The 20125-nt window shown below is 70.3% G+C and carries 22 protein-coding genes and 1 tRNA gene; 8 read left to right on the plus strand and 15 right to left on the minus strand.

Features of this window, described 5'->3' with window-relative positions; all coding sequences use genetic code 11:
- Window positions 1-9: 9 nt before the first annotated feature.
- The 6 genes from YS110_11925 to YS110_11950 all read right to left on the minus strand — a co-directional run bounded on the left by YS110_11925 (window position 10) and on the right by YS110_11950 (window position 5780).
- Window positions 10-1050 (minus strand): serine endopeptidase, encoded by a 1041-nt coding sequence (locus tag YS110_11925; GenBank protein ID UJB65405.1) that lies wholly within the window; start codon window positions 1048-1050, stop codon window positions 10-12.
- A 96-nt stretch (window positions 1051-1146) separates the two neighbouring features.
- The gene (locus YS110_11930) at window positions 1147-1935 is read right to left on the minus strand and encodes a DUF2145 domain-containing protein (GenBank protein UJB65406.1); all 789 of its coding nucleotides are present in this window, start codon (window positions 1933-1935) and stop codon (window positions 1147-1149) included.
- 2 nt (window positions 1936-1937) lie between these two features.
- Window positions 1938-2390 carry a hypothetical protein gene (locus YS110_11935; protein ID UJB65407.1) on the minus strand — a complete coding sequence of 151 codons (453 nt, stop codon included), beginning with the start codon at window positions 2388-2390 and terminating at the stop codon, window positions 1938-1940.
- Between the two features lie 44 nt (window positions 2391-2434).
- Window positions 2435-2884: a hypothetical protein gene (locus YS110_11940; protein ID UJB65408.1), complete on the minus strand. Its 450-nt coding sequence runs from the start codon at window positions 2882-2884 to the stop codon at window positions 2435-2437.
- 122 nt (window positions 2885-3006) lie between these two features.
- Window positions 3007-4950 (minus strand): MFS transporter, encoded by a 1944-nt coding sequence (locus YS110_11945; protein UJB65409.1) that lies wholly within the window; start codon window positions 4948-4950, stop codon window positions 3007-3009.
- Window positions 4947-5780: a hypothetical protein gene (locus YS110_11950; protein UJB65410.1), complete on the minus strand. Its 834-nt coding sequence runs from the start codon at window positions 5778-5780 to the stop codon at window positions 4947-4949. The genes YS110_11945 and YS110_11950 overlap by 4 nt, the downstream gene beginning before the upstream one ends.
- A 135-nt stretch (window positions 5781-5915) precedes the next feature.
- On the opposite strand from YS110_11950, the gene YS110_11955 reads away from it, so the two are divergent.
- A complete protein-coding gene (locus YS110_11955) occupies window positions 5916-6671 on the plus strand; it encodes a helix-turn-helix transcriptional regulator (GenBank protein UJB65411.1) in 756 nt (251 codons plus the stop codon).
- Window positions 6672-6741: 70 nt separating this feature from the next.
- On the opposite strand, the gene YS110_11960 is transcribed toward YS110_11955, so the two are convergent.
- Complete coding sequence (locus YS110_11960; protein ID UJB65412.1) at window positions 6742-7560, minus strand: hypothetical protein; 819 nt, start codon at window positions 7558-7560, stop codon at window positions 6742-6744.
- A gap of 92 nt (window positions 7561-7652) precedes the next feature.
- On the opposite strand from YS110_11960, the gene YS110_11965 reads away from it, so the two are divergent.
- Together YS110_11965 and trxC are read left to right on the plus strand one after the other, a co-directional pair.
- Window positions 7653-7847, plus strand: a complete 195-nt coding sequence (locus YS110_11965; protein ID UJB65413.1) for a DUF2905 domain-containing protein — start codon at window positions 7653-7655, stop codon at window positions 7845-7847.
- Between the two features lie 56 nt (window positions 7848-7903).
- Window positions 7904-8344, plus strand: coding sequence for a thioredoxin TrxC (gene trxC, locus YS110_11970; GenBank protein UJB65414.1), 441 nt, complete (start codon window positions 7904-7906; stop codon window positions 8342-8344).
- Between the two features lie 7 nt (window positions 8345-8351).
- Here trxC and YS110_11975 read toward each other — a convergent pair whose 3' ends face one another.
- Genes YS110_11975 through YS110_11985 form a run of 3 tightly spaced genes read right to left on the minus strand, consistent with a single transcriptional unit; the run spans window position 8352 to window position 11160 of the window.
- Complete coding sequence (locus YS110_11975; protein UJB65415.1) at window positions 8352-9590, minus strand: multifunctional CCA addition/repair protein; 1239 nt, start codon at window positions 9588-9590, stop codon at window positions 8352-8354.
- A gap of 32 nt (window positions 9591-9622) precedes the next feature.
- A complete protein-coding gene (speE, locus tag YS110_11980) occupies window positions 9623-10891 on the minus strand; it encodes a polyamine aminopropyltransferase (GenBank protein ID UJB65416.1) in 1269 nt (422 codons plus the stop codon).
- On the minus strand, window positions 10873-11160 hold the full coding sequence (locus YS110_11985) for a hypothetical protein (protein ID UJB65417.1): 288 nt from the start codon (window positions 11158-11160) through the stop codon (window positions 10873-10875). Before YS110_11985 ends, speE begins: the two co-directional genes overlap by 19 nt.
- Window positions 11161-11208: 48 nt before the next feature.
- On the opposite strand from YS110_11985, the gene YS110_11990 reads away from it, so the two are divergent.
- The 5 genes from YS110_11990 to YS110_12010 all read left to right on the plus strand — a co-directional run bounded on the left by YS110_11990 (window position 11209) and on the right by YS110_12010 (window position 17250).
- Window positions 11209-13341 (plus strand): TonB-dependent receptor, encoded by a 2133-nt coding sequence (locus YS110_11990; GenBank protein ID UJB65418.1) that lies wholly within the window; start codon window positions 11209-11211, stop codon window positions 13339-13341.
- Between the two features lie 17 nt (window positions 13342-13358).
- Complete coding sequence (locus YS110_11995; protein ID UJB65419.1) at window positions 13359-14384, plus strand: ABC transporter substrate-binding protein; 1026 nt, start codon at window positions 13359-13361, stop codon at window positions 14382-14384.
- A gap of 1 nt (window position 14385) precedes the next feature.
- Window positions 14386-15177, plus strand: a complete 792-nt coding sequence (locus YS110_12000) for an ABC transporter permease subunit (GenBank protein UJB65420.1) — start codon at window positions 14386-14388, stop codon at window positions 15175-15177.
- Window positions 15174-15959: an ATP-binding cassette domain-containing protein gene (locus YS110_12005; GenBank protein UJB65421.1), complete on the plus strand. Its 786-nt coding sequence runs from the start codon at window positions 15174-15176 to the stop codon at window positions 15957-15959. The genes YS110_12000 and YS110_12005 overlap by 4 nt, the downstream gene beginning before the upstream one ends.
- A gap of 70 nt (window positions 15960-16029) precedes the next feature.
- A complete protein-coding gene (locus tag YS110_12010) occupies window positions 16030-17250 on the plus strand; it encodes an NnrS family protein (GenBank protein UJB65422.1) in 1221 nt (406 codons plus the stop codon).
- Window positions 17251-17303: 53 nt separating this feature from the next.
- Here YS110_12010 and YS110_12015 read toward each other — a convergent pair.
- The 5 genes from YS110_12015 to rpsK all read right to left on the minus strand — a co-directional run bounded on the left by YS110_12015 (window position 17304) and on the right by rpsK (window position 20110).
- Window positions 17304-17380: transfer RNA gene (locus tag YS110_12015), tRNA-Met, on the minus strand.
- A gap of 25 nt (window positions 17381-17405) precedes the next feature.
- Window positions 17406-17804, minus strand: coding sequence for a 50S ribosomal protein L17 (gene rplQ, locus YS110_12020; GenBank protein UJB65423.1), 399 nt, complete (start codon window positions 17802-17804; stop codon window positions 17406-17408).
- An 89-nt stretch (window positions 17805-17893) separates the two neighbouring features.
- Window positions 17894-18892 (minus strand): DNA-directed RNA polymerase subunit alpha, encoded by a 999-nt coding sequence (rpoA, locus tag YS110_12025; GenBank protein ID UJB65424.1) that lies wholly within the window; start codon window positions 18890-18892, stop codon window positions 17894-17896.
- 100 nt (window positions 18893-18992) lie between these two features.
- Window positions 18993-19616: a 30S ribosomal protein S4 gene (gene rpsD / locus YS110_12030; GenBank protein UJB65425.1), complete on the minus strand. Its 624-nt coding sequence runs from the start codon at window positions 19614-19616 to the stop codon at window positions 18993-18995.
- Window positions 19617-19705: 89 nt separating this feature from the next.
- Window positions 19706-20110 (minus strand): 30S ribosomal protein S11, encoded by a 405-nt coding sequence (gene rpsK / locus YS110_12035; GenBank protein ID UJB65426.1) that lies wholly within the window; start codon window positions 20108-20110, stop codon window positions 19706-19708.
- Window positions 20111-20125: the final 15 nt, after the last annotated feature.

The following is a 20125-nucleotide window of genomic DNA, read 5'->3' on the forward strand; positions in this document are numbered from 1 at the left end:
GAGGCGGGCTCAGGCGCCCGCCGCCTGCGTTCCGCAGGCATGGCAGAAGCGGGCGAAGGCGCTCTTGCGCGTGCTGCAGTGGCCGCAGCGATCGAACAGGCCAATGCCGCAGTGCGGGCAGTAGTCGATCTTGTCGTTCTTGAGGTCCACCGGGCGCTCGCACCCAGGGCACACGCTCTTGGCCAGGCGCGCCAGCGCCACGTCATAGCTCAGTTCCTTGCGCCGCTCCTGGTCGGGCAGCGCCTCGGCCTGCTTCTGCCGCTCCAGGTAGCGGTTCAGCGCCACGATGGCGTAGCGCCCCACCAGCGCGGTGACGGCGATGCCGACCACATAGCGCACGTAGCCGCCGTAGCTGGGCAGGTAGGGCACGAGCTCGACGAAGAAGGCGAACAGCGCGAAGAAGATGAAGCCCCACACGAATGGCCACCAGGTGCCCTGGCGCTTTTTGGCGAACAGCCAGCCCGCCGCCACCAGCAGCGGCAAGGTGAGCGCCAGGCGGTAGAGGAACACGCGCAGCTCCACCGTGCGCTGGGCCGCGGCCAGCTTTTCGTAACCGCCGCGCTCCAGCGTGTCGAGCTGCTGCTGCGCGGCCTGGGCGCCCTGGCGCGCGTCCAGCAGGGCCTGCTCCTGCGCCTCCACGGCCTGCTGCGCCTGGCGCTCGCGGCCCTTGAGCGCATCGAGCGCCTGGGTGCGCGCGATCACCTCGGGGTCGTGCTCTGCGCGCTGCGTGGCGTGGCGCGCGGCCAGCCAGTTGTTGAAGGTCTCGCGCTCGGCCTGGCTCTCGCTGCGCGCCTTGGCGCGCTGCAGCCGCGCCTGCTCCAGCGCGGCCTGGGCGTCCTGCTCGGCCTGGTGCGCCTCCTTGACCTGGCCGCGCAGCGCCTGCGCGGCCGCGCGGTCGAGGAAGTCGTCCACGCGCAGCGGCGCCTCGACCTTGGGCAGATCGCCCACGATGGTGCCGCCCAGCCCGATCAGGAACCCCGCGAACACCAGCGCCACCAGCCACAGGCCGCGGCGAAACCACTTCTCTGACAGACGCAATGCCTTGCCCATGATGCACCTCTCTCGTTGGGAATCCCGTTGGAAACTATGAATTCAATAGCTGCCAGCGCTTGCCACACAAGCACTGGAGCCCATTTTGATCTCTAATCATTGCGTCACCCGCGGCGCCCCGGCCAGTTGCGCGCGCTCCAGCCAGACCAGGGCCGAGTCCACCGTCACCGTCTCGATGCGGTCGGAAAAGCGCTTTTCCGGCGGATGGTCGTCGAAGGCGACGTTGGCCGCCGTCACGCGCCCGCCCAGCCGGGTGAGCGGGCCGATCTTCAACACGCTCGGCTCGTAGCCCTTGAAGCGCAGCCACGCCTGGGCCTGGGCGCGCTGGCGCACGCTGGCGGGCTCCATGGCGGCGGCCAGGGTCTCCAGCGCCCACTGGTTGGACTGCTGGTATTTCTCGCCCCAGGCATAGCTGACCATGCTGTAGGGGCGCACGTGCAGCTGCGTGGCCTGGGCGTTGGCCTGCAGCACCGGCATCAGGCGCGCCTGCACTTCGGGGACGGGTACGGCCCAGACGGCCTCGTGGCGCCACAGGCCGTCGAGGAAGAACTCGCCCAGCCCCTGGCGGTACACCGCCGCCACCGCGGTGCCGCATTCGTTGAGCTTGTGCACCACGCGCCAGGGCCCGGCCTCGCTCTTGTAGGCCCAGCCGAGGTGCGAGTAGCGCAGCCCGTATTTCGACAGGTCTTGCCCGGCACGGCCCAGCAGCACCACGCGCGCGCCGCTGGCGTCCAGCGCCTGCGCGGTCCGCTGCGCCAGTTGCATGCCACGCTCGATGCCCTGCGCCGTGGGCTGGTGCGGCGCGCACGGGCGGCCCGCGTGCGCCGGCAGCCCCAGCGAGGCCCACAGCGCCAGCGCTGCGGGAAGAACGACAAGGCGGCGCATGGTCACAGCCTTTCGTTGTGCAGCAGGGCGCGGCCCAGGGCGTTGGGCACGAAGGCCAGCACCCCGCCCGCGGCGGAGAGGATGACGCCGGTGCCGATCACGCTGCACGACACCACCGTGCCCACGCCGTAGGCCGTGGCGCTGGCGGCGCGGCCGGTGAGTTCAATGCTGGCCTGGGCCCCATCCGAGGCGCGCTCCAGCACGATCACCGTGCCCGTGGCCGAGGCCTGCACGGCCTTCACCGTGAGCACGGCGCCGCCCGCCGACAGCGCCACCGGCAGCGCCGCCACCGCGCCGGCCGTGGCCGATGCCGCCCCCGACGCCACCACCACCGAAGCCACCGGCATCAGCGACAGGGCGGCCGAGGCCTCGCTTTGCGCCTGGGCGGCGCTGCCGCAGGCCAGGCCGGCAGCCAGCAGTGCCTGGGCTGCCAGGCGATGTATCCATGAAGGCATGTCGTTTCTCCTGAAAACCGGGTAAAGGGTGGGCACCGGCCGGTTCACTGGCCGGCCTCGCGGCGGCCCTGCAGGCGCGCCTCGCACAGATCGGCCTCGTGGCGGTCGCGCAGCATCTTGGCCAGGGTGAAGGCGGTGGTGATGAGGTAGAGCCAGCTCACGCCCAGGAAGGCCTTGTAGGTCGGGTTCACCTCCATGCCCCACAGGCCCCACCCGGTCAGGGCCATGGCGGTGCCGAAGCCGCCCCATACCACCAGCTTCCACAGCGGGGTGTCGCCGTCGCCGCTCTGGCTGTCGCGCACGAACTTGGCCAGCACGAAGGCCGCCGACAGGCAGAACACATAGCCCATGAACATGAAGGCGCGCGCCAGGGGCTCGCCGGGCAGCCAGGCCAGGCCCGTGGCGCAGAGCAGCAGGGCGATGCCGAAGGAGGCCCAGACCTGGAACTGCCAGGCCTTGGTGTCGCGCTGGAGGGGGAGAGGAGCGGTTTGCATGGTGGCTGCACTCGGGCGTTGGTTGAACATGGAACGCATGGTGCAGCGGGCGGGGCTTTAAAGTCTCATTTTTTGCACCAAGTTGCAAACCATTCACCACACGGCATCAAAAAACGATACTTCTATGCCGCCGCCAGCAGCCCCGCCACCTGCGCACGCAGCGGCTCCGGCTGCACGGCGGACGACGCCACGGGCACGCCCACGTTCAGCCCCACACGGTTCCAGATGCCGCGGCGGAACGGCCGCACCATCGCCCCGCCCTGCTCGATGCGGCTGAAGAACGAGCCCCAGAGGTTGGTCAGCGCCATGGGCACCACGGGCGCCTCCACACCCTCGGCGCGGGCGCGCTCGATGATCTTCATGATGCCGCCCTTGAACGGCTGCAATTGCCCGTCGCGCGTGATACCGCCCTCGGGGAAGATGGCGAGCAGGTCTCCTTCGCGCAGCACCTGCGCGGCGCGCTCAAACGCGGCCTCGTAGGTGGCGGCGTCCTCCTTCTGCGGAGCGATCGGAATGGCCTTGGCCAGGCGGAACAGCCAGCCCAGCACGGGCACGCGGAAGATGCGGTGGTCCATCACGAAGTAGATGGGCCGGGGGCTGGCCGCCATGAGCAGCACGGCATCGACGAAGCTCACATGGTTGCACGCCAGGATGGCCGCGCCCGTGGCGGGAATGTGCGCGTCGCCGCGCACCTTGAAGCGGTAGATGCAGCGCGACAGCACCCAGGCCACGAAGCGCAGCAGGTACTCGGGCACCAGCAGGAAGATGTAACCCGCCACCACGGCATTGGCGATGCCGGTGAGCAGGAACACCTGCGGCACCGAGAACCCGGCCGACAGCAGCGCCCCGGCCAGCAGCGCGCTGGCGATCATGAACAGCGCGTTGAGGATGTTGTTCGCGGCGATGATGCGCGCGCGGTGCGTGGGCTGGCTGCGCATCTGGATCAGCGCGTACATGGGTACGCTGTACAGCCCGGCGAACAGGCTCAGCAGCAGCAGGTCGGCCATCACGCGCCAGTGCGCCGCCTGCGCCAGGAAGGCGGCCAGCCCCATGATGGGCGATGCCGGCAGCGCGCGCGAGGCGAAGTACAGGTCCACGGCGAACACGCTCATGCCGATGGCGCCCAGCGGCACCAGGCCGATCTCGACGTGGCGGCGGCTCAGCACCTCGCACAGCAGCGAGCCGGTGCCGATGCCCACCGAGAACACCACCAGCAGCAGCGAGGCCACCTGCTCGTCGCCGTGCAGCACCTGCTTGGCGAAGCTGGGGAACTGGCTCAGGAACACCGCGCCGAAGAACCACATCCACGAAATGCCCAGCAGCGAACGGAACACCACGATGTTGCCGTGCGCCAGCTTCAGGTTCCGCCAGGTCTCGCTGAACGGGTTCCAGTTGATGACCAGGCCCGGGTCGGTGGCGGGCACGCTGGGAATGAACTGCGCCACGGCGCGCCCCGCCAGGGCCACGGCCACGCAGGCCACCGCCACGCTGGCGTGGCCCACGCCGGGCAACGCCACCAGCAGCCCGCCGGCCACCTGGCCCAGCAGGATGGCGACGAACGTGCCCATCTCCACCATGCCGTTGCCGCCCGTGAGTTCGCGCTCGGACAGCACCTGCGGCATGTAGGCGAACTTCACCGGCCCGAACAGCGTGGAGTGCAGGCCCATCAGGAACGTGCAGGCCAGCAGCACCACCGGGCTGCCCGCGTAGAAGCCCCAGGCCGCCAGCAGCATGATGGCGATCTCCAGGTTCTTCACGAAGCGGATCATGCGCGTCTTGTCCACCTTGTCGGTGAGCTGGCCCGAGGTGGCCGAGAACAGCAGGAACGGCAGGATGAACAGCGCCCCGATCACCAGCCCCGCCATGCTTGGTGGCATCCACGACACGCCGAGCTGGTAGGTCACCATCACCGTGAAGGCGAACTTGAACAGGTTGTCGTTGGCAGCGCCGGCGAACTGCGTCCAGAAAAACGGCGCAAAGCGCCGCTGGGTGAGCAGGGCGAACTGGTTGGGGTGGCCGTCATGGGCCACGGACGCGGCATGCGGGTTGGCCTGGGCTCGGCTCATCGTGCGCTCCCTCGCTGGATGGTGAACGCCCTTGCGGCGCGCAAAGGCAGGCTGGCGATTGTGCCCTCGCTTCCAGCCCCCCAGGGCCGCAGCGCCAGCACCAGCGGCAGCGCGGCAGCAGCGGCCACCACATGCTTGAGGCTGTGCCCGGACACCAGCATCTGCGTGGCGGCAAATACGGCGGCGTCGCCCGCTTCGAGCGCCTTGGCCACGGCATACACCGCCACCACCACGCCCCAGCGCACCGGCAGCGCCCCCGGCCGCGGCGCCACGCAGGCCAGCCCCAGCAGCACCAGCACGCCCCCGCCCTGCAGCACCGCCCAGGGCAGCAGGTTGCCCGTGGCCGTCCACACCTGCAGCGCGGCCACGCCCCCCAGCAGCACGGCCGCCGCCACGGCCCAGGCGGCGCGCGCATCCACGCGGGTGTGCACGGCCAGCCCCAGCAGCCCGGCAAAGGCCCAGAGCATGCCGAAGCGGTCCCACCACAGCGTGGCGTCGTGCGGCGCCCAGTGGTACCAGGCCGAGACGCCGCCGGTCAGCGCCAGCCCCGCAAAGCACAGCGCCGCCAGGGCACGCGGCGTGGCCGGCAGGCGGCGCGCCTGCGGCCCGTGCAGCGCCCAGGCGCCCAGCAGCGCGGCCAGCACGAAGGCGGCATTGCTCAGCACGTCCAGCGCGCAGGGCAGGCCCGCCCAGGCGCGCTGGTCGGCAAAGGCGTGGTAGTGGGGCGCCTGGGCCAGCGGCGGCAGCCCGCAGGCCAGGCCCAGGAAAGCGGCCACGGCAGCGGCCAGGAGCCAGCGCAGGCGCTGGGCGGAAAGGGTCGGCAGGTGCATCGCACACTCCTTCGGTCAGCGGCGCCCCCCTGCGGGACGCCATGGCGCGCAGTGTCGGCAGGCACGGCATTTTCGGCATTGCCTGGATGCACCAGCACAAACCATGGACGCTGCGGGTATCCATAATCGATACCCATGAGCACCACCGCCGACCTCGTTACCGCCCTGAAAAAGGAACTCAAGGCCGCCCAGATGACCTATGCCGACCTGGCGCAGGCCATCGGCATGGCCGAATCCAGCGTCAAGCGCATGCTGGCCAAGGGCGACATGCCGCTGTCGCGCATCGACGCCATCTGCCGCGCACTCAAGCTCGACTTCGCCGACCTGGCGCGGCGCGTGGCCGACAGCCAGCCGCTGCTGCAGGAACTGTCGGCCGAGCAGGAGCGCGCCGTGGTGGCCGACAAGAAGCTGCTGCTGATGGCCATCTGCGTGCTCAGCCAGTGGACGCTGGAGCAGGTGCTGGCCACCTACCGCCTCACCGAGGCCGAGGGCGTGAAGTACCTCGCGCAGCTCGACCGCATCGGCATCATCGAGCTGCGCCCGAGCAACCGCTACCGGCTCAAGCTCGCCAAGACCTTCCGCTGGCGCCCGCACGGCCCGGTGATGGACTACTTCCGCGAGCACGCGCTGCTGGACTACTTCGCCGGCGGCTTCGACGGCCCGGGCGAAGGCGTGCTGCTGGTGCACGGCAGCATCGGCCGCAGCCTGGCACCCGCCTTCATGGAGCGCATGCAGCGCGTGGCGCAGGACTTCGCCCAGCAGCACCTGGCCGACCAGCGCCAGCCCGAGGCCCAGCGCGAGGGCTACACGCTGCTGCTGGCCATGCGCAGCTGGGAGTTCGAGGCTTTCACGGGCATGCGGCGCGGCACGGCGGCCCCGAAAAACTCCTGATTCGATAGCTGCCAGCGCTTGATGGATAAGCGCTGGAGGCCATTTTGGCTATATATGGAGCGCCTGCCGCTCAACCCGCCGATTTGCGCGCCGGGCGGCGTGCCGGCGCCTTGGCCGTGGCCTTCGCCGCAGGTTTTGCCGCCTTCGCCGCAGGCTTCTTGGCGGCAGGCTTTGCGGCCTTCTTGGCGGGGGCCTTCTTGGCTGGCGCGGCCGGTTTCACACCCGCCGCCTCCTGCATGCTCTGCACGCCCTTGGCGGCGAACTGGGTGGCCATGTCGCTGGCCGTCTTGAAGGCTTCCTTGGCCAGCCCCGTGGCCACGTTGCGCGTGGTGTCCATGGCGCTCTGGCGTGCCGCATCCTTGAGCGCGTTGCCGGCGATCTGCTGGAACTGCGTGGTCAGCGCGCCCCACCACTGCAGCGGGTCGATCAGGCCGGCGTCGGCGGCGCCCTTGGCGGCCTTCGCGGCGGCGTCGGGCACGGCCTCGGCCGCGGCGCGCGCGGCGCCCGTCACGGCCTGGGCCGCGCTGGCGGCCGTGTCGCCCGCCTTCTGCACGCCCGAGGCCACGGTGTCCACCGCCTTGAGCTTGAAGGCGTTGGCCACGTCACCCATGCTGAAGTTCATGCCCTGCAGCGTGGCCAGGGTCATCTTCTGCACCTCCAGCGCCTGGACGGTGGCGGCCAGCGCGCGCGAGTTCTGCTCCAGCCAGAACTGCACCGACTTGAGCTCGGCGATGCGCTTGTCCAGTTCCTCGACGTTGAGCGTGGGTGCGACCCAGTTGGACAGGTTGGGCAGTTGCGGCACCCGGTCGGCCGCGCCCTTGGCAAGGTTCTGCAGGAAATCGAAACCGGGAACCAATTTGGCAAAACCAAAGGCGTTGTTGTCGCTCATGACCGCTCCGTGCTGGTTGTGATGGTGATGCGTTACAGCTTACTCCAAGCCAGCCGCGCATGGCACCCGGCGCGGGCCCTACACTGCACGCCATGCTGCGCTGGCTTCTCGTCGTCTTCCTGGCCCTGGTGCTCATCAACGGGCTGGCGCCGCTGCTGCGCCGCTGGGGCTTCGGGCGCCTGCCGGGCGACCTGCGCTTTCGCCTGGGCGGGCGCGAATGGGACATTCCGCTCGCTTCCACCCTGCTGCTGAGCTGGGTGGTCAGCCTGCTGGCGCGGTTGTTGTAAGCGGCCTGCCCACCCCCATCTGGGGGGCAGAAATGCAACTCCGGAGAACCGCACCGATGACCCCGCCCGACACCCTGCACATCGTCTGCCCGCACTGCCACGGCACCAACCGCGTGCGCGCGGCCGCCCTGGAGCACGCGCCCGACTGCGGCCACTGCCACCGCCCGCTCGTAACCGGCGCGCCCGTGGCGCTGGACGGCGCCACGTTCGACAAGCACGTGGGCCGCAGCCACCTGCCGGTAGTGGTGGATTTCTGGGCGCCCTGGTGCGGCCCCTGCCGCCAGATGGCGCCGGGCTTCGCCCAGGCGGCGCAGGCGCTGGCGCCGCAGGTGCAGTTGGCCAAGCTGGACACGGAGGCCCACCCGGAGATCGCCGGGCGCTATCAAATACGCAGCATCCCGACGATGATCGTGTTCCGCGCGGGGCGCGAGGTGGCGCGTGTCTCGGGCGCGCTGCCATCCGGCGAGATCGTGCGCTGGGTGCGCTCCGCGCTCTGACTCTGCGCTACGCCGACAGCCACGCCGCGATGGCGCGCTGGCGCGCCTGGGCCACGGCCTCGCCCACGGCGGGGCCGCGCAGCCCGCGCTGCGCCGCTGCGCGCGCCACGGGCGCGGTGTCCACGGCCAGGGCGGCCTGCAGCGCGGCCGCCAGGCGCGGGCGCTGCGGGTAGGGCACATCCTCCATGCCCAGCCGCCCGCGTGCGTCGCATTCGCAGGCCCACAGCGCCTGGGCAAAACGCTCAGGCCGGCGTAGCGCGTCGCAGCGCGTGAACAGGCGCAGCAGCGCGGCCGGCCCCAGGTCGCCGCTGCGGTGGATGTTGCCGTGCTCGCGCGCCACGATGCCGGCCAGCTCGCGGCATTCGAGCGGCACGCGCCAGCGCTCGCACACGGCCTGCAGCAGTTGCGCGCTGCGCTCCTCGTGGCCGATGTGGCGCGGCAGCACGTGCACCGGCGTGGTGCCCTTGCCGAAGTCGTGGCACAGGCAGGCGAAGCGCACGGGCAGCGGCGCCCGCAGGCGCGCGGCCATGTCGAGCACCAGCATGGCGTGCACGCCGGTGTCCACCTCGGGGTGGTAGTCGGCGCGCTGGGGCACGCCCCACAGGCGGTCCAGCTCGGGCAGCAGCACGGCCAGCGCGCCGCACTGGCGCAGCACCTCGAACATGCGCGCGGGCCGGTCTTCCATGAGGCCGCGCGCCACCTCCTGCCACACGCGCTCGGGCACGAGATGATCCACCTCGCCATCGGCCACCATCTCGCGCATCAGCGCCAGCGTTTCGGGGGCGACGGCGAAATCGCTGAAGCGCGCGGCGAAACGCGCCACGCGCAGGATGCGCACCGGGTCTTCGCGGAACGCATCGGTGACGTGGCGCAGCACGCGCGCGTGCAGGTCGCGCACGCCGTTATACGGGTCAAAAACGGCTCCAGCGCCCGTCCAGTCTGCGCTGGCAGCTATCGCATTGATAGTGAGGTCGCGCCGCGCCAGGTCTTCTTCGAGCGTGACGCCGGGCGCCGCCTGCACGACGAAGCCACGGTAGCCGCGCCCGCTCTTGCGCTCGGTGCGTGCCAGCGCGTATTCCTCGTGCGAGCCGGGGTGCAGGAACACCGGGAAGTCGCGCCCCACGGGCGTGAAGCCCCGGGCCACCATCTGCTCGGGCGTGGCGCCCACCACGACCCAGTCGCGGTCATTGACCGGGCGGCCCAGAAGCCGGTCGCGCACGGCGCCGCCCACCATGTAGATCTGCATGGGCGGCAGTGTAGGGCCGTGGCGGCCCGTGGTCAGGCCACGCGCCGCATGGGCTGCGCGGCGGCGGGCGCGAGCAGCGCGCGGTAGTAGCCGGGCAGGGCGAACAGGGCGGGATGGACCTCGGGGTTGTAGTACTGCAGATCGCCCACGCCGCGCTCGGCCAGGCGCTGGCGCACCTGCGCGGGCGCGAGGGCGGCCGCGTCCAAGTCCTGCGAGACCACGGCCATGCCCCAGTAGGCGCCGTACAGCGGGATGTACAGCCCCATGCAGCGCACCGTGGTGAAGCGCGCGCGCAGCGTGGCCGCCAGCGCGGCCACCTGCTGCGGGTGGAACACCGGGCTGCCCAGGTGCAGCACCAGGGCGCCGCCGGGCGCCAGCACGCGCTGCATGCGGGCCAGCGCGGCGTCGGAGTACAGCGCGCTGGCCGGGGTGTCGGGGTCGGTCAGGTCCATCAGCACGAGGTCGAAGCGCTCCTGCGTGGCATCGACGAAGGCCATGCCGTCGCCCAGGTGCAGTTGCACGCGCGCATCGTCGAGCGCGCCGCGGTGCACGGCCTGCAGGTGCGTGCGCGCGGCCTCGACCACGGCGGCGTCCAGTTCGGCCAGCACCACGCGCTCGATGCTGGGGTGCTTGAGCAGCTCCTCGGCCGCGCCGCCATCGCCGCCGCCCAGGATCAGCGCCTTGCGCGGCGCGGGGTGGGCCACGGCGGCGGGGTGCACCAGGGCCTCGTGGTAGAAAAATTCCTCGCGCTCGCTGGTCATGAAGCGGCCGTCCAGGCGCAGCACGCGGCCAAAGCGCGGGGTCTCCAGCAGCTCTAGCGTCTGGTAGGGCGTGCGCTGCTGCGTGCGCCGCGTGGCGGCGAAGGCAAAGCAGGCGTCGGGCGTGAGCTGCTCCTGCACCCACTCGGTGGGGCTGGCGGCACCGGGGCCGATGTCGCCGCGCTGCAGCTCCTGGCACACGCGGCGCCCGGGCGCGTAGGCGGCGATCACGCCCTCCATCAGCGCGCGCGCCTTGCCGGAGTTGTCGGCGGAGAAGTTGCACACGTACACGTCGATGGTGACGTTGCCGGTCTCGGGCCAGGTGTGGATGGCCAGGTGCGACTCGGCCAGCAGCACCGTGCCGGTGACGCCGCCGGGCTGGCCGTTGTAGGGCGGGAAGGTGACCCAGCGTTCGTCCACCAGGGTCAGGCCGCTGGCCTGGACCTGGGCACGGCACAGGGTGGCGATGGTGTCTGCGCACAGCATGTACGCCGTGTCGCCAGCGCATTGGTACAGATCGGCGGTCAGGTGCAGGCCTTGCATGGCGTCGCGGTTCCTCCAAGGGCCGGGCGCCCGGGGCCGGTCAGGCCATGGGCGCCATGGGCAAAACCCCGCATTCTAGCCAACCCACAAAAATCAATTTTTGCAAGCAGATAAAAACCGATAAAAGCAAGAAAAAGCAGCTTGCAAACCGTTGCCGGCAGCAACACCGAATCCCCGGGGCCAGCGCGCGCCCAGCGCCGTGGCGGGCGCGCCGCAGTACGCCTTCCGGCATTGATAAAAGTCATTTCAAACTCCTCTTTCTGTGGCATGCTTCGCAAATACGAATTGCTTCTATTCATATTTCGCATCCATCCGCCATGGCCCTGACCTTCCCCTTCCTCCGCACCCCCGTGGCGCGCGCCCTGTGGCCCGCCCTGCTGGCCGCTTCCTCCTGGGCCGCCGAGCCGGCCACGGCCTTGCCTCCCGTGACGGTGCGCGCCGAGCCCGGCAGCACGGCGCCGCTGGCCACATCGGCGCAGGCCGAACGCGAGCGCCTGGAGCGCGTGCCGGGCGGCACCAACCTGGTGCAGCCGCAGCAGGAGGCGCGCCTGGCCACGCTGCGCGATGCGCTGGACTACCAGCCCGGCATCGTGATCCAGGACTTCTTCGGCGCCACCGACCAGCCGCGCCTGTCGATCCGCGGCTCTGGCATCCAGAGCAACCCGCTGAACCGCGGCGTGCTGCTGCTGCAGGACGGCCTGCCGCTGAACGAGGCCGACGGCTCGTTCATCATCGGCCTGCTGGAGCCGCGCAACACCGCGCTGGTGAGCGTGCGCCGCGGCGCCAACACGCTCGCGCCCGGCGCCACCACGCTGGGCGGGGAGCTGGACTTCCAGTCGCTCACCGGCAGCGACGAGCGCGGGCGCGCCCGGGTGGAAACGGGCAGCTTCGGCCGCCACGCGCTGCAGGGCGCGGTGGGCCTGCAGGGCGGGCCGTGGGACGGGCGCATCAGCGTCAGCGGCGACCGCTTCGACGGCTGGCGCCACCATTCGGCCTCGCGGCGCGACGCGCTGCACGCCAACCTGGGCTTCAAGGGCGACGGCGGGCTGGAGAACCGCAGCTACCTGTCGTGGACCGATCTGCACTTCGACATCCCCACCGTCGTGCCCAAGGAGCGCGTGTACTCCAACCCGCAGGGCATCATGGGCGACGGCAACACGCCGCAGGACCAACTGCTCAACGTCTACCGGCGCGACCCGCACCGCACCGCCAAGCAGTTACGCCTGGCCAACCGCACGCGCTGGGGCGACGCGGCGCTGCGCCACGAGCTGGGCGTGTACTGGCAGGACACCGACGACACCTTCAACAACCAGACCAGCTACACCCTCACGCGCAGCCGCACCACGGGCGCGCAGTGGCAGGCCACCGGCCAGGCGGGCGCAGCGCTGCAGTGGCGCACCGCGCTGGCCTGGTCGCGCAGCCGCATGGACCGCGACCTGGACGCCACCAGCCCGCAAACCGGCGCGCCGCTGCAGCGCTTCGGCACCTACGGCCTGGTGGCCGACAACCTGCAGGCGCAGGCCGGCGCCGACTGGCGCCTGGCCCCGGCCTGGACGCTGGCGGGCCAGCTCGGCTGGAGCCGCCAGTCGCGCGACGCCGAGAACCTGCGCAACGGCCAGGCGCTGAACCAGCAGTGGAACTTCGCCACGCCCAAGGTGGGCGTGAACTGGGCGCCCACGCCCGCCACGCGCTGGTGGGCGAACGTGAGCCGCAGCCAGGAGGCCCCCACGTTCTGGGAGATCGTCGCCGCCACGGTGGCGCCCAACAACCCCGCTGGCGCCAGCAGCGAGCTGGTGCGGCTGAACCTGCAGCGCGCCACCACGCTGGAGGTGGGTGGCCAGGGCCGCTGGGGCGAAGGCAGCCACGCCACGCAGTGGACGCTGGCCGTGTACCGCAGCGAGGTGGACGATGAGCTGATGAGCACCACCGACGCCAACGGCATCAAGGTGGGCACCTACAACTACCAGGGCGGCACGCGCCACCAGGGCATCGAGGCCGGGCTCTCGGGCAGCTGGCCACTGGGTGCGGATGCGGGCGCGCTGCAGTGGCGCGGCGCATGGACGTTCAGCGACTTCCGCTTCAAGGGCGGCGAGTACGCGGGCAACCGCATCGCCGGCGTGCCGCGCCATCTGCTGAGTGCCGAACTGCTGTGGCGCGTGCACAGCGGCGCGGGCACCTGGCGCGTGGGCCCCAACCTGCGCTGGATGCCGACCGACACGCCCACCGACCACGCCAACACCCCCGGCAGCGAACAGGACGCCTACGCGCTGCTGGGCTTCAAGCTGGAATGGCAAAGCGGCCCCTGGTCGGCCTACCTGCTGGCCGAGAACCTGACCGACCGGCGCTACGCCAGCAGCTACGCCATCCGCAACCGCGCCACGCCGGACCAGCCGGGCTACCTGCCCGGCTTGGGGCGCAGCGTGGCGGCGGGCGTAAGCTACCAGTTCTGACCACCCGCTTTCACGCCATGCATCCCTCATCCCCACCCGAGCGCCGCCAGTGGCTGCGCCAGGCCGCCGCGCTGGCGCTGGGCGGACTGCCGCTGGCGCAGGCCGCGCGCGCCGCAACGGCCGCGCCGCTGCCGCGCATCGTGCTGGCCGGCCCGCCCGCCATCGTTTCGGCACCGCTCATCCACATGGCGCAGAGCAACGCGCTGGCCGGTGTGGCGCAGGCCACCGAGTTCACCCTCTGGCGCGACCCCGACCAGTTGCGCGTGATGGCGCTGGGCCGCAAGGCCGACGTGCTGGCCATGCCGAGCAACGTGGCGGCCAACCTCTACAACCGGGGCGCGGGCGTGCGCCTGCTGAACATCTCCACTTGGGGCGCGCTGTGGATCGTCACGCGCGACGCCCAGCGGCGCCAGTTGGACGACTACCGGGGCGAGGAAATCGCCGTGCCCTTCCGCGGCGACATGCCGGACCTGATGCTGCAGCTGCTCGCCGCCAAGCAGGGGCTGGACCTGCGGCGCGACCTGCGCCTGCGCTACGTGCCCACGCCCATGGAGGCGCTGCAACTGCTGCTGACGCGGCGCGTGCGCCACGCGCTGCTGGCCGAGCCGGCCGTGTCGCTGGCGCTGCGCAAGACGCAGTCCTTCCCCATCGGGCTGGTGGCGCCCGAACTGCACCGGGGCCTGGACGTGCAGCAGGAGTGGGGGCGCCTGTTCGCGCGCGCGCCACGGCTGCCGCAGGCGGGCATCGCCGCCGTGGGCGCGGTGCGCGAGCAGCCGCAGGTGCTGGCCGCCGTGCAGCAGGCCTACGCCCATTCGGTGGCCTGGTGCCGCACGCACCCGCTGGAATGCGGCCAACTGATGACGCAGCGCATCGACATGCTGACGCCCGACGCCGTGGCCGACGCCATCGCCACCAGCCAGCTCGATGCCGTGCCCGCAGCGCAGGCGCGGCCGGAGCTGGAATTCTTCTTCGCCCAGCTGCATGCGCGCGACCCGGCCTTGCTCGGCGGCAAGCTGCCGGACGCGGGCTTTTTCGGGGTCTGACATGCGCCTGCTGTGGCATGGGCTGCGCGGCCTGCCCGCCTACCTGTGGAGCGGCTGGGGCGCCATCGCCAGCCTGCTGCTGTTCATCGCGCTGTGGGAGGCGGGCGCGGGCTTCTACGGGCCGCTGATCCTGCCCGATCCGCTCACCACCTTCGCCACGCTGGGGCAGTTGCTGCAATCGGGCGCGGCCTGGCCCGAGCTGCGCACCACCGCGCAGCGCGCGCTGCTGGGCCTGCTGCTGGCGGCGGGCGTGGGCAGCGCGCTCGGGCTGCTGGCCGGGCTGTCGATGACGGCGGCCATGATGGCGCGCCCCTGGGTCACGCTGCTGCTGGGCATGCCGCCCATTGCCTGGCTGGTGCTGGCCATGCTGTGGTTCGGCGCGGGCGACGGCACGCCGGTGTTCACCGTCTTCGTGGCCTGCCTGCCGGTGGTGTTCACCGGCGCGCTGCAGGGCACGCGCACGCTCGACCTGCACCTGCGCGACATGGCGCGCGCCTACCGCCTGCCCTGGCGCATGCGCCTGATCGACCTGTATCTGCCGCACGTTGCGGCCTACCTGTTCCCGGCCTGGATCACGGCGCTCGGCTCGTCGTGGAAGGTGGCCGTGATGGCCGAGCTGCTGGCTACCAGCGACGGCGTGGGCGCGGCCCTGGCTGTCACGCGCGCGCACCTGGACATGGGTGCCTCGCTGGCCTGGATCTGCGCCGTCGTCGGCAGCCTGCTGCTGCTCGAATACGGGCTGCTGGAACCCATCAAGCGCGCGCTGGAGCGCTGGCGCGAGGCGGGCGCATGAGCGCCGACGGCCTGCAGGTGCGCGCGCTGCGCCACGCCTACGGCCCCACCGTGGTACTCGATGGCGTCGATCTGGCCGTGCCGCCCGGGCGCACCGTGGCGCTGGTCGGCCCCTCTGGCTGCGGCAAGACCACGCTGCTGCACCTGTGCGCGGGGCTGCTGGCACCGCAGCAGGGCGAGATCGTGCAACCCCTGGAGCCCGCCGCCGTGATGTTCCAGCAGCCGCGCCTGCTGCCGTGGATGAACACGCTCGACAACATCGCGCTGGGCCTGAAGGCGCGCGGCATGGGCCAGCAGGCACGCCACCAGCGCGCACGGGACATGGCGCTGGCGCTCGATCTGCCGGACCAGGCCCTGGCACAGTACCCGGCCGAGCTGTCCGGCGGCATGCAAAGCCGCGCGGCGCTGGCGCGCGCGCTGGTGCTGCAGCCCGCGCTGCTGCTGATGGACGAGCCGTTCGCCGCGCTGGACGTGGGCCTGCGCTACCAGCTGCACCAGTTGCTGCTGGCGCGCCAGGCCCAGACCGCGATGGCGGTGCTGCTGATCACGCACGACCTGATGGAAGCCGTGCGCCTGGCGGACGACGTGCTGGTCATGGCCCCGGCGCCCGGGCGCATCGTGGCCCATTACCAGCCGCCCGGCGCCGCCCTGGCGCGCGACGACGCCCTGGTGCACCAATGCGCCGCCGAACTGCAGCAGCACCCGGCGGTGCGCACCGCCTTCAGCCTGCCGGGCGCGGGGCAGATGCCCGCCAGCGGCCCCGGCGCCTGGCATGCGCCGTGATGCACCCATTACAAGCCAAATTGGCCTCCAGCCCTTGCCAGCCAAGCGCTGGCAGCTATGGTTTTTGAAAATGCCCGTTCCCCTGAACCCCTTGCGCATCCGCCATCCGGTATGGATCTGCGGCATGCGCCCCTTCTTCCTGCTGGCCATGGCCAGCGCGGTGCTGCTGCTCGGCCTGTGGAGCCTGGCGCTGGCCGCCGGCTGGCCGCTGCCGCCGGTGGCGGGCGGTGCACTGGTGTGGCACGTGCACGAACTCATCATGGGCTTTGCCATGGCGGGCGTGGCCGGCTTCGTGCTCACCGCCCTGCCGGAATTCACCGGGGAACCCGGCGCCACCCCAGCCCAGTTGCGCGCCCTGGCCGGGCTGTGGTGGTGCGCGCGCCTCGGGCTGTGGACCTCGGGCCTGCTGGGGCCGGGCGCGCTGGCGCTGGCGGCGTTCGGCCAGGTCGGCCTGGCGCTGGCGCTGCTGGCCGTGGCCCTGCCCGCCCTGCGCTCGCCGGCGGGGCGCAAGCATGCGTCGTTCGGCTGGCTGCTGGCCGGGCTGGCCTGCACCAGCGCGGGCTTCTACATCGACGCGCTGCGCGGCCTCGGCGGCCTGCGCTGGCTGCATGCCAGCCTGGGGCTGCTGATGCTGCTCATCGTGGTGGCCGCCAGCCGCATCTCCATGCGCATCGTCAATGCAGCCATCGACCAGGTCACGCCTGGCACGGCGCCCTATCTGGCGCGCCCGCCCCGGCGCAACCTGGCAGCGCTGTGCATCGCGCTGTACACGGCGGCCGAGTTCTGGGTGGGCGCCAGCGCCCTCACGGGCTGGCTCGCACTGGCCGCATCCGCCGCCATGCTGCACCTGCTCAACGACTGGCACATCGGCCCCGCGCTGTGGCGCAGGCGCTTTCCCTTGCTGCTGTACACCATGTACGTCTGCATGGCGCTGGGCTACGGCGCCCTGGGGCTGGGGGCGCTCGGCCTGCAGCCGAGCGCCACGGCCGGGCGGCACCTGCTGGGCATGGGCGCCATGGGCCTGGGTATCTTCATCGTGATCGCCATCGCCGGCCGCGCCCACGCGGGCCTGCACCCGGACACCGGCCCCTGGATACCGCTGGGGGCCGCCCTGCTGTTACTGGCAACGGCACTGCGCGCCATTGCCGCCTGGAACGGCCTCGGCCAGGCCTGGCTGGCCGCGGCAGGCGGCAGCTGGTGCGCGGCCTTTGGCGTGCTGGCGTGGCGCGTGGGGCCCGGCCTGTGGCGGCCGCGCACGGATGGGCGCAGCGGCTGCGCCGGCCCGGCCTGAGTGAGCCGGGCAAAGAAAAAGGCCCTTGCTTTTCAGCAAGGGCCTTTTCATGTTGGTTGCGCGGGAAGGATTTGAACCTCCGACCTTTGGGTTATGAGCCCAACGAGCTACCAGGCTGCTCCACCGCGCGTCAAGACAGTTAGTATAACCTATTTTCAGGCTGCTGCGGAAGAATCTGCAGCTTGTGCGTTTTCTTCCGCACGGTCGACCAGTTCGACGTAGGCCATCGGGGCGTTGTCGCCCACGCGGAAGCCCATCTTCAGGATGCGCGTGTAGCCACCAGGACGGGCCTTGAAGCGCGGGCCCAGGTCGTTGAACAGCTTGGTCACGCTGTCGCGGTCGCGCAGGCGGTTGAAGGCCAGGCGGCGGTTGGCCACCGAGTCTTCCTTGGCCAGGGTGATCATGGGCTCGATCACGCGGCGCAGTTCCTTGGCCTTGGGCAGGGTGGTCTTGATGGCCTCGTGCTCGATGAGCGAGTTCATCATGTTCTGCAGCATCGCGAGGCGGTGCGAGCTGGTGCGGTTGAGTTTGCGAAGGCCGTTTCCGTGGCGCATGGTGCTTTCCTTTTACATAGTTAAATCGGGCAGCCGTATCAGGTACTGCCCGATGCACTGGCTCTTGCGAGGGAGCCGAAGATTATAGATCAACGCTTGTCGAGGCCTGCGGGCGGCCAGTTCTCGAGCTTCATGCCCAAGGTCAGGCCGCGCGATGCCAGGACTTCCTTGATTTCGTTCAGCGACTTGCGGCCCAGGTTCGGGGTCTTGAGCAGCTCGTTCTCGGTGCGCTGGATGAGGTCGCCGATGTAGTAGATGTTCTCGGCCTTGAGGCAGTTGGCCGAACGCACGGTGAGTTCCAGCTCGTCCACGGGGCGCAGCAGGATCGGGTCGAACGTCGTCGCGCTGCTGCGCGAGGCGCCGGAGCCGGCCAGCACGCCATCGATGTCGCCGCCTTCGAGCTGGGCGAACACCGCCAGTTGCTCCACGAGGATCTTGGCCGAGGCGCGAACTGCTTCTTCCGCCGTGATGGCGCCGTTCGTCTCGATCTCCACCACCAGCTTGTCGAGGTCGGTGCGCTGCTCCACGCGCGCGCTTTCCACGGTGTAGCTCACGCGCTTGACCGGGGAGAACGATGCGTCGAGGACGATGCGGCCAATGGTCTTGGTCGGCTCGTCGCCATAACGGCGCACGTTGCCGGGCACGTAGCCGCGGCCTTTTTCCACCTTGATCTGCATGTCCAGCTTGGCGCCTTGCGACAGGTGGGCGATGACGTGGTCAGGATTGATGATCTCGACGTCATGGGGCGTCTGGATGTCACGGGCCGTGACCACGCCTTCGCCGTCCTTGCGCAGGGAGAGCGTGACCTCGTCGCGGTTGTGGAGCTTGAACACCACGCCCTTGAGGTTCAGGAGGATGTTGACCACATCTTCCTGCACGCCGTCGATCGAGGAGTACTCGTGCAGCACCCCGGCAATGGTGACTTCCGTCGCTGCGTAACCCACCATCGACGAGAGCAGGACGCGGCGCAGAGCGTTGCCCAGCGTGTGGCCGTAGCCACGCTCGAACGGCTCGAGCTCGACCTTGGCACGGTTGTGGCCCAGCTGTTCGACCTGGATCGTCTTGGGTTTCAGCAGATTGGTTTGCATGCAGACTTCCTCTCAATACCCCCAGCTCGTTACGCCGGTAAGGCTGACGCAGCGCCTGGACCACGATGCCTCGTGGTCCAGGAACTCTTTTGACGAATGATTAACGCGAGTACAACTCAACGATCAGCGATTCGTTGATGTCGGCACCGAACTCGTCGCGATCTGGCACCTTCTTGAAGGTACCTTCGGCCTTGTCGGCGGCCACTTCGACCCATGCGGGGAAACCCACTTGCTGCGCCAGTTGCAGCGCTTCGACGACACGGCCCTGCTTCTTCGACTTCTCGCGCACGGTCACGACATCGCCAGCCTTGATCAGGAACGAGGGGATGTTCACAGCCTGGCCGTTTACCAGAATGGCCTTGTGCGACACCAGCTGGCGCGCTTCGGCGCGGGTGGAGCCGAAGCCCATGCGGTACACCACGTTGTCCAGGCGGCACTCCAGCAAGGCCAGCAGGTTGGCGCCGGTGTTGCCCTTGCGGCGGTCAGCCTCGGCGAAGTAGCGGCGGAACTGCTTTTCCATCACGCCGTACATGCGCTTGACCTTCTGCTTCTCGCGCAGCTGCAGGCCGTAGTCGGACGTGCGCTGGCCAGAAGTACGGCCATGCTGGCCGGGCTTGGAGTCGAACTTGGCCTTGTCCGCGATCGAGCGGCGGGCGCTCTTCAGGAACAGGTCGGTGCCTTCACGGCGGGAGAGTTTGGCCTTGGGGCCGAGATAACGTGCCACTTGAGCTTCCTTGTGTCATCTTCCGCAAACCATTGCGGGAGCCGCCGGCGGCTTGTTCAGCTGCAGGCGGCGGTGGGCTTATGAAAAGATCAGATACGGCGGCGCTTTTGCGGGCGGCAGCCGTTGTGGGGCACCGGCGTCACGTCGGAAATGGACGTGATGCGGATACCCAGTGCGCCCAGGGCGCGCACCGAGGACTCGCGACCCGGGCCGGGGCCCTTGATCTCGACGTCCAGGTTCTTGATCCCCTGTTCCATGGCGGCGCGGCCAGCCACTTCCGAAGCTACCTGTGCAGCGAACGGCGTGGACTTGCGCGAGCCCTTGAAACCCTGGCCACCCGAGGAAGCCCACGACAGGGCGTTGCCTTGGCGGTCGGTGATCGTGATGATGGTGTTGTTGAACGAAGCATGCACGTGGGCGATGCCGTCGGAAATGTTCTTGCGAACCTTCTTGCGGACGCGTGCTGCGGCGTTATTGGCAGGAGACTTGGCCATAGTGATCTTTCAATC

It is taken from the genome of Acidovorax sp. YS12 (assembly GCA_021496925.1).
In the GTDB taxonomy this organism is placed as follows: Bacteria; Pseudomonadota; Gammaproteobacteria; order Burkholderiales; family Burkholderiaceae_C; genus Paenacidovorax.

Bases quoted from the DNA above. Each gene is read 5' to 3' on its own strand.
- YS110_11925 (UJB65405.1), bottom strand. From the start codon at position 1,050: ATGGGCAAGGCATTGCGTCTGTCAGAGAAGTGGTTTCGCCGCGGCCTG.
- YS110_11930 (UJB65406.1), bottom strand. From the start codon at position 1,935: ATGCGCCGCCTTGTCGTTCTTCCCGCAGCGCTGGCGCTGTGGGCCTCG.
- YS110_11935 (UJB65407.1), bottom strand. From the start codon at position 2,390: ATGCCTTCATGGATACATCGCCTGGCAGCCCAGGCACTGCTGGCTGCC.
- YS110_11940 (UJB65408.1), bottom strand. From the start codon at position 2,884: ATGCAAACCGCTCCTCTCCCCCTCCAGCGCGACACCAAGGCCTGGCAG.
- YS110_11945 (UJB65409.1), bottom strand. From the start codon at position 4,950: ATGAGCCGAGCCCAGGCCAACCCGCATGCCGCGTCCGTGGCCCATGAC.
- YS110_11950 (UJB65410.1), bottom strand. From the start codon at position 5,780: ATGCACCTGCCGACCCTTTCCGCCCAGCGCCTGCGCTGGCTCCTGGCC.
- YS110_11955 (UJB65411.1), top strand. From the start codon at position 5,916: ATGAGCACCACCGCCGACCTCGTTACCGCCCTGAAAAAGGAACTCAAG.
- YS110_11960 (UJB65412.1), bottom strand. From the start codon at position 7,560: ATGAGCGACAACAACGCCTTTGGTTTTGCCAAATTGGTTCCCGGTTTC.
- YS110_11965 (UJB65413.1), top strand. From the start codon at position 7,653: ATGCTGCGCTGGCTTCTCGTCGTCTTCCTGGCCCTGGTGCTCATCAAC.
- trxC (UJB65414.1), top strand. From the start codon at position 7,904: ATGACCCCGCCCGACACCCTGCACATCGTCTGCCCGCACTGCCACGGC.
- YS110_11975 (UJB65415.1), bottom strand. From the start codon at position 9,590: ATGCAGATCTACATGGTGGGCGGCGCCGTGCGCGACCGGCTTCTGGGC.
- speE (UJB65416.1), bottom strand. From the start codon at position 10,891: ATGCAAGGCCTGCACCTGACCGCCGATCTGTACCAATGCGCTGGCGAC.
- YS110_11985 (UJB65417.1), bottom strand. From the start codon at position 11,160: ATGCCACAGAAAGAGGAGTTTGAAATGACTTTTATCAATGCCGGAAGG.
- YS110_11990 (UJB65418.1), top strand. From the start codon at position 11,209: ATGGCCCTGACCTTCCCCTTCCTCCGCACCCCCGTGGCGCGCGCCCTG.
- YS110_11995 (UJB65419.1), top strand. From the start codon at position 13,359: ATGCATCCCTCATCCCCACCCGAGCGCCGCCAGTGGCTGCGCCAGGCC.
- YS110_12000 (UJB65420.1), top strand. From the start codon at position 14,386: ATGCGCCTGCTGTGGCATGGGCTGCGCGGCCTGCCCGCCTACCTGTGG.
- YS110_12005 (UJB65421.1), top strand. From the start codon at position 15,174: ATGAGCGCCGACGGCCTGCAGGTGCGCGCGCTGCGCCACGCCTACGGC.
- YS110_12010 (UJB65422.1), top strand. From the start codon at position 16,030: ATGCCCGTTCCCCTGAACCCCTTGCGCATCCGCCATCCGGTATGGATC.
- rplQ (UJB65423.1), bottom strand. From the start codon at position 17,804: ATGCGCCACGGAAACGGCCTTCGCAAACTCAACCGCACCAGCTCGCAC.
- rpoA (UJB65424.1), bottom strand. From the start codon at position 18,892: ATGCAAACCAATCTGCTGAAACCCAAGACGATCCAGGTCGAACAGCTG.
- rpsK (UJB65426.1), bottom strand. From the start codon at position 20,110: ATGGCCAAGTCTCCTGCCAATAACGCCGCAGCACGCGTCCGCAAGAAG.